This window comes from Polaromonas sp. P3_C2, assembly GCF_056402675.1.
In genome coordinates this window covers 1-4,717 of sequence record NZ_JBFUGX010000330.1, presented here as the reverse complement: position 1 = coordinate 4,717, position 4,717 = coordinate 1, and the positions used below count along the sequence as shown (strand labels likewise).

Genomic DNA, 4,717 nt, shown 5'->3' with positions numbered 1-4,717 from the left:
GTGTTCATGCGCAGATCATAACGCAAAGTCCGCATCCCGGCATCATGGCCGGGATTTGCCAGGGATTTAGCGGAGGGTTATGGAGACGTTTTGAAGCCGGGTCCCGCCACCACCGGGGCTGGAGCTGGGGCCGAAACCGGAGCGCCCGGCAAGGCATCCAGCCGCTGCTCCAGCGCGCGCAGCACGGGCCCGATGCCAGTTCCCGCCCTGATCTGCGGGTTGGAAAAGCCGTCATCCTTGCCGGCGTCGATTTCGCGCTGCCTGATCACCGGAACGGCACGGGAAAAAGCCTGCTCAAAAGAATGTGTCTTGCGCAACTGCTCGTCAAACATGGCGCGGCCGAAGAAGGTGAGTTCGGACAGGCGCCCACAACCGTAAGAGGTATGGGTGGCGTCGGCCGCCGTCATGACCAGGGTGGTGTCGCTGGCCAGCGCCTCGATCCAGCCGCCGGAATAGCAGGCCGATATCGCGATGACGCGGTGGCGGATACCGGCGTTGTCGAGCGCCTCGCGCAGCTCGCCGGGACTGAGCGGCGGTACCTGCAGCGGCCAGTGGGAGGCGGCCAGCTTGAAGTCGCTGGCGCCGTGCGAAGTCATGTAGACCACCAGCACGTCGTTGTCGCGATCCATGCGCTGGGCCAGTGCGTCGATGGCGCGCTGCAAATTCAGCGTGGTGGCCCAGGGATGGGTTTGCACGGTGCTGGCATGGTTGACCAGGTGCATCACGCGGCCTTCGGCATCGAAGCGATCGGCAAGCACACGGCTGACCATGCTGCTTTCCCGCAGGAACACATCTTCCGCGGCATAAGGAGCAAACACCAGGCCGTAGACGTCGGTGATACCGCGGCGCTGCGGCTCGATGGCGGCCATCGTCTTTTCCATCAGCGCCTGCTGCTCTTCAAAAACCTGCTGGCTCAGCTGCAGGCGGGGCCGGCTGTCTTCAGTGGCCTGGCTCGCGTAGTCCACCCCCCAGGTACGCGCCTCGAATTGCCAGGCGGACACGCCTGTGGTTGCCAGCAGGACCAGCGCAAATACGGCAGTCCGCCAGGTCCATCCGGCGAAACGCACGAAGAGGAAAAGGCTCACGCCAAGCGCCCAGGCTGTCACCGCCGCATACAACGCCCAGTAAAACCAGGGAGCGGAAAACACCGCCGCCTTGATCCAGCCGTGCGCAATCGCAGCAACCACGCCCTGGGCGAGCAGCACATTGGGCAGCCCCGCTGCCAGCCACAGCGCGAAAAAGGCCGCCACACCGCGAGGCGGTTGGTCACCGGGAACCGGCTCGTCCGCTTCAGGGGCAGGCACAACTGCCGAAGCAGGAAAAGCCCACCACGCCAGGCCAACGCCCAACCCGATCGTCCACCATGTCGACAACCAGGCCTGCAGGTTAAACACCGCGGGGCCTGCAATTTCCAGCCGCATCAACGCAACTTCCATGGTTGCGGCCAGCATCACAATGCCCATCACCTGCAATGGCGTCGGCGTTTTCCCCGCCACGCGGACAGATAGGAAAAACGCAGCACGAACTCCCTCCAGTATCCAGCGCAGTGTGCTCAGCCGGCCAGAGGTATCAGGACGGCCGCAGTCCACCGGGCTCAGCAAGGGTTCCGGGATGCCAGGCGAGGTGTGTTGGACGTGGGCGTCGTGCATGGCGGCATCATGCCACGGCAGATTCAGGGCTCAGCGCCCACATTGCGAGGGCGGGGGCCAGCCAGTTCTGGCTGCAGCTTGAGCCGCTGCGGGTTGGCATAACAGACAAAACGCTTGTTGGTGGCGCGGCCAATCGCGCACAGGCCGACTGACTGCGCGACCTGATGGCCCATCTGCGTGATGCCGCTGCGCGAGACCACAATGGGCACCCCCATCTGCGCGGACTTGATGACCATTTCGCTGGTGAGGCGGCCTGTGGTGTAGAAAACTTTGTTCGCCTCATTCACCGATGGGCTGTCTTGCATGGACATCCAGCCAGCGATGGTGTCTATGGCGTTGTGGCGGCCCACGTCTTCCACGAAGAGCAGCATTTCAGGGTCGCCCGCCGTCATCGCAAACAATGCACACGCATGCACCGAGCCGGCGGATTTGTACGTCGTTTCCTTGAGTCGTATGGTGTTGACGAGGGAATACAACTGGGCCTGGGTAATACGTGCATCAGCGGGCAGCACGATGCTGTCGACTTCGTCCATCAGGCCGCCAAACACACTGCCCTGCCCGCAACCCGTGGTGACCACACGGCGCGAGGTTTTCTCTTCAATGTCTTCAATGCCGTGGTGTGTCTTGACGGCAGCCGCGCCCACGTCCCAGTCGACGGTGATGGACTCGATATCGGTCACATCCTTGACCAGCCGCTGGTTGCGCAGGTAGCCGAGCACCAGCAACTCGGGGTGAGCGCCCAATGTCATGAGCGTCACAAGCTCGCGCTTGTCGACATACACCGTGAGGGCGCGCTCGGCGGGGATGGCGACCTTGTGCGCCTCGCCATATTCATTGACGGCATCAACCTCGCAGGTCAGGGGCGCCTGGGCGTTGGTCAGCCGGGGCAGGCTTTGCGGACGTGAAAGAGGGGGTGTCGAGGCGGGCATGAGGGAAGACTACAACAAAAAAGCCGGCCCCTCGCGGGGTCGGCTTTTTGGGAAACGAAACGACTCAGCAGGATGGCTCAAGACTTCTTGGCGGGGTTTCCAACCGCATCGGGCTGCTTGGTACTGGGCGGGCTGGTAGCGTTGCCTGCGGGTGAATGCGCGCCGGCCGCTTCGATCGGCTTTGCTGCAGGCGGGGTGTAGGCGAAGGGGCCGGGGTCCGCGCAAGCAGGTGCCGGCGTCGGCGGTTTGGTCTCTTTGCCGGTGGCCTTGGCCGTTTTGTAATAGCTGGCGGCGACCTTGTCTTGCGATTTGCACAGCTGGTAGGCCTCCAGCTTGCCGGTCCAGGCGGTCTTGGCGGCCGCTTCTGCGGCCTTGGCCTTGGCTTCGTCGCTCAGGGCGGGCAGTTTGGCCAGCGACGCGGCCGATGCGGCGGCCAGCAAGCTCATGATCAGAATTTTTTTCATGGGATTCCTCACTACAACTCTTCGGGGCTTATGCCTGCGCCGTCTGGCCGGGCGGGTCAACAGGCTTGCTGCGTTGGGCCGGAATGTTCCCGGCTTTGACATCGTCATACCAGTATTCGTGGTGCTCACGGGCCCAGGTCTCATCGACGTAACCTGTACGCATGGCCTTGTAGGCGCCCTGCATGCCGATGGTGCCGAGGTAGATATGACCGAGGAACAAACACATCATGAGCACGGTGGCCACGGCGTGCACCATGTGTGCGACCTGCATCGTCGAGCGCTCATAGATCAGGCCGGGCAGCAGCTTGTCGAGCACAAAGCCCGACGACACCACCACGATGCCCAGGAAGAACACGCCGCCCCAGAAGATGAGTTTTTCGCCGGCGTTGAAACGGTTCGAAGGCGGTTCTTCGCCGCCCGTGATCAGGCCACCGCCTTTGGCCAGCCAGTGCAGATCGCCCTTTTGCGGCCAGTTGTCGCGCAGGAAGGTCAGGAACACGATCACCAGCGACACCGCGAACAGCGGGCCGGCAAAGTTGTGCATGGTCTTGAGGGTCCAGGTCAGCCAGCCGAAGAGCGCGCCACCGATCACGGGCAGCAGAAAGAATTTGCCAAACGCCATGACCAGACCTGAGATGGCCAGGATGCAGAACGCGATCGCGTTGGACCAATGCGCGGCACGCTCAAACGGCGTGAATCGTTCGATCTTGCGGCCGGTGTCGACGCCGTGGATTTTGATCGAACCCTTGCTGAAGTAAAAAATCGCGATGGCCAACAGCACGATCAGGAACAGCGAGCCCCCATAGGGAATGATCCAGTTGTTGCGCACCTGTCGCCAGGCTTCGCCGGCGTTGGTCAGGCGTGAGCCGGGGTACTGCACAAAGGGCTGAATCAGGTTGCCGGCTTCGGGCGCTTCGCTCTTGGGCAGGCTGCTGTAGCCGGTGACGCCCTCGCCCACCTGGCGCCACATGGGCGCGTTGTTGCCCGGTTGCACTTTTGCGCGTTCACCATTGGTCTGCTTGGCGTAGTTGGGGTCGGCGCTGGCCTCGGGCTTGACCTCAAAGATGTTCTGGCCCTGGATGCCGCCGGTGGCGGCGGGAGCGGTAGCAGGCGCGGCGGTGGCCGGCGGAGCCGCAGGCGCCTGCGCGCAGGCAAGTCCCGCCAGGCTGGCCGCTATGAAAAATATAGCTGTTCGCGCACGATACATAAGGCCTCCGGTCACTATTTCGAGCTACCGATCTTGTTGTACTCGTTCTGGCTGTTCTGCGCGCGGGCCTTCAGGCCTTGCTCCCAGCTGGTCTTGTCGCCGGCCTTCCAGCCTGGCGCCGCAAACTGGGTTTGCACGCCCTGGTAGGCGGCGCCGTCGCTTTTCACACCGCTGCCCAGGGTTTGCGGTTTTTCGCCGCAGGCCGACAAAGCCGACAAGGAGAGGGTCCAGACAAGAAGGCGCATCATGATTTGGCTCCTGCGGGCGGCTGACCGGCCTGTTTGGATCCGTAGGCCGTGCCCCAGCCCCAGACTTCGGCGCCCTTGCCGCGTTGCACCACACGGTTGCGGAAGATGTCGGCGACCACATCACCGTCGCCGGCGAGCAGGGCCTTGGTTGAGCACATTTCGGCGCAGGCCGGCAGCTTGCCTTCGGCCAGGCGGTTGCGGCCGTACTTTTCAAACTCGG

Annotated in this window: 5 protein-coding genes and 1 pseudogene; all 6 read right to left on the bottom strand. The window is 63.2% G+C overall.

Annotated features, from left to right (window positions below; all coding sequences use genetic code 11):
* Positions 1–77 precede the first annotated feature (77 nt).
* Positions 78–1,649: a C13 family peptidase gene (locus AC1DWI_RS14225; protein WP_477669769.1), complete on the bottom strand. Its 1,572-nt coding sequence runs from the start codon at positions 1,647–1,649 to the stop codon at positions 78–80.
* A gap of 23 nt (positions 1,650–1,672) precedes the next feature.
* On the bottom strand, positions 1,673–2,578 hold the full coding sequence (locus AC1DWI_RS14220) for a formate dehydrogenase accessory sulfurtransferase FdhD (RefSeq protein ID WP_477669770.1): 906 nt from the start codon (positions 2,576–2,578) through the stop codon (positions 1,673–1,675).
* A 77-nt stretch (positions 2,579–2,655) separates the two neighbouring features.
* Positions 2,656–3,042: a hypothetical protein gene (locus AC1DWI_RS14215; RefSeq protein WP_457279595.1), complete on the bottom strand. Its 387-nt coding sequence runs from the start codon at positions 3,040–3,042 to the stop codon at positions 2,656–2,658.
* Positions 3,043–3,070: 28 nt separating this feature from the next.
* Positions 3,071–4,249 carry a formate dehydrogenase subunit gamma gene (locus tag AC1DWI_RS14210; RefSeq protein ID WP_477669771.1) on the bottom strand — a complete coding sequence of 393 codons (1,179 nt, stop codon included), beginning with the start codon at positions 4,247–4,249 and terminating at the stop codon, positions 3,071–3,073.
* A gap of 14 nt (positions 4,250–4,263) precedes the next feature.
* A complete protein-coding gene (locus AC1DWI_RS14205; protein WP_477669772.1) occupies positions 4,264–4,497 on the bottom strand; it encodes a hypothetical protein in 234 nt (77 codons plus the stop codon).
* Positions 4,494–4,717, bottom strand: a pseudogene (locus AC1DWI_RS14200) (formate dehydrogenase); the annotation flags it as partial. The gene AC1DWI_RS14205 and the pseudogene AC1DWI_RS14200, both read right to left, overlap by 4 nt.